General features: G+C 71.0%; 2 protein-coding genes. One reads left to right on the plus strand and one right to left on the minus strand.

Annotated elements, in window-relative coordinates:
- Positions 1-1,315 (plus strand): amidase family protein (locus tag ACQKIP_RS46385; RefSeq protein ID WP_427745760.1); only part of this gene is annotated, 1,315 nt, incomplete at its 5' end.
- Positions 1,316-1,370: 55 nt separating this feature from the next.
- Here the strand turns inward: ACQKIP_RS46385 and ACQKIP_RS46390 are convergent.
- Positions 1,371-1,619 carry a hypothetical protein gene (locus ACQKIP_RS46390; protein WP_365856661.1) on the minus strand — a complete coding sequence of 83 codons (249 nt, stop codon included), beginning with the start codon at positions 1,617-1,619 and terminating at the stop codon, positions 1,371-1,373.
- Between the last annotated feature and the right edge of the window lie 264 nt (positions 1,620-1,883).

Consider the following 1,883-nt stretch of genomic DNA (forward strand, 5'->3'; position numbering starts at 1 on the left):
GCGCATCAGCCCGACAGCCCTGCGCCAGGCGGCGGCCAGCGATGCCAGGCACCGGCACGGCAAGACCCTGGGGCCGCTGGACGGCATTCCCGTGCTGCTCAAGGACAACGTGGACACCCGCGACATGCCGACCACGGCCGGATCGCTCGCGCTCGCCGGGAGCCCGCCGGAGGCCGACGCCGAGCTGGTGACCCGGCTGCGCAAGGCGGGGGCGGTGATCCTGGGCAAGACCAACCTGTCGGAGTGGGCCAACTTCCGTGCGGCCAAGCCGACATCGGGGTGGTCGGCGGTGGGCGGGCAGACCAACAACCCCTACGTCCTGGACCGCAATCCATGCGGTTCCTCCGCCGGTTCGGCCGCCGCGCTCGCCGCGTCGCTGTCGCAGGTGGCGATCGGCACCGAGACGGACGGCTCCATCGTGTGCCCGGCCGGGATGACCGGCGTCGTCGGACACAAGCCCAGCCTCGGTCTGGTCAGCCAGTCGGGCGTGGTGCCGATCTCCGCCGAGCAGGACACGGCCGGGCCGATGGCACGCAACGTGATCGACACCGCGCTCACGTTCTCGGTACTGAGCGGCGGCAAAGGCACGGCCGAGGACGCGGCGGCCCAGTACGGCAGCAGCCTGCGCGGCAAGCGGATCGGCCTGTGGCGCCTGCCCTCGCTCGGAGACGACGTGGACGCGGTGATGACCCGTACGGCGAAGAAGCTGCGCAAGGCCGGAGCCGTGGTCGTCGAGGTGACGCCCCCGTACCAGGCGCGGCTCGCCGAGCTCGAATTCCCGGCGCTGCTCAGCGAGTTCCACCGGGACATCAACGCCTACCTGGGCACGCGCAAGGGACCCCGCGACCTCGCCGCGCTGATCGAGTTCAACCGTACCCACGCCGCGGAACAGACCTGCTTCGCCGGCCAGGAGCTCTTCGAGCAGGCACTGGCCGCGCCGCCCACCACCGACCCCGACTACCGGGCCATGCGCGCCGAGTTGAAGGACCTCTCCCGGCGCTCCATCGACGAGACCATCGCCGCCCATCACCTGGACGCCATCGCCGCGCCCACGAACCCGCCCGCCTGGACCACCGACTGCGCGCGCGGCGACAACGACGTCATCCCCTCCTCCACACCGGCGGCCGTCGCCGGATACCCCTCGCTGTCCGTGCCCGCCGGGTCCGTGGACGAACTGCCGGTCGGCCTGCTCCTGATGGCCGGCGACCACGAGGACGCCGAGCTCCTGTCGCTGGGGGCCGCGGTGGAGCACCGGCTCAAGGCCTGGCGGGCACCGCGCTACCTGCCGACGGCGGGATCCGGCTCGTCCCGCTGAGTACGGGTGCGAAGAGGCTGCTGACGTGCGCGGGGCGTCAGCAGCCTGCCCGGCGTCAGGCGCCGACGGGCCCCGTTCCCCCGTTCCGGGAACGCGACCACACCTCCGGGCCGCCGCCCCGCCAGTCGATGAACATCGACGTCTCGACCATGTAGGTGTCGGCCTCGTTCATGCCGGCCCGGCGCAGGAACTCCACGACGTCCACCACGCCGTGCGCCAGGCCCAGGATCTGGCCGTCCACGCGGACGCGGCGGCCTCCGGTCGGGGAGGGCGGGGATACGACGACGGGGAGCGGCTCAGTCATATCGACAGCGTCACGTGTTGTCGCGGACCCCGCATCCGCAGGGCCGAACGGCGGGGTGCGGCCGGATCCGGGCCGTCGCGCAGAAGATTTTACTGCGGAGTAACCCGCTTGCTGTCATTTTTGCGGTAAATGCGAGTGATGACTGTTACATCTCCTACGGGTGGCTTTGACGTGGGGTGCGTAACTTCGCAGATGTCGCCGCAACGACGCGGACACATCCCCCCACCAGCAGAAACCGACCCGAGAGGGCCTCCTTCATCATGC

This window comes from Streptomyces sp. NPDC059900, from assembly GCF_050270335.1.
In the GTDB taxonomy this organism is placed as follows: Bacteria; Actinomycetota; Actinomycetes; order Streptomycetales; family Streptomycetaceae; genus Streptomyces.

What these genes read in the sequence shown, in the direction of transcription:
- ACQKIP_RS46390 (WP_365856661.1), bottom strand. Translation starts at nt 1,619, where the DNA reads ATGACTGAGCCGCTCCCCGTCGTCGTATCCCCGCCCTCCCCGACCGGA.